The 328-nt window shown below is 60.4% G+C and carries 1 protein-coding gene; it reads left to right on the top strand.

The genetic code is table 11. The annotated features are described in order from the left end of the window. Positions 1-31 precede the first annotated feature (31 nt). Positions 32-328: LysR family transcriptional regulator (locus EE949_RS13025; protein WP_122664658.1), on the top strand; the 297-nt coding region annotated here is incomplete at its 3' end.

Raw genomic sequence — 328 nt, 5'->3', positions numbered from 1 at the left:
TTCCTATGCAACGCTTTAGCGGAACTCTTCAATGAGCAGAATTTTCAACGCACAGATGCACGCCTGGTTACAGGTCTTCGCCTGTGCGGCACGACACCTTTCCTTTACGCGCTGCGCCGAGGAGCTGCACGTCACGCCGGGCGCCATCAGCCAGCAGATGCGTCAGCTTGAAGAACGGCTGGGCTTTGCGCTTTTCCATCGGGTCGGGCGCGGCCTGGAGATGACCGCCGAAGGGCAGCGTCTGGCAGTGGTGGCCAACGAGGTGCAGAGCCGCATCAGCGAAGAGTTGCGCCTTTTGTATTCCGGTCGGATCGGCGGGGTGTTCAAG

This window comes from Pseudomonas viridiflava (assembly GCF_900602065.1).
Lineage (GTDB): Bacteria > Pseudomonadota > Gammaproteobacteria > Pseudomonadales > Pseudomonadaceae > Aquipseudomonas.
This window is presented reverse-complemented; position numbering and strand designations above follow the sequence as displayed.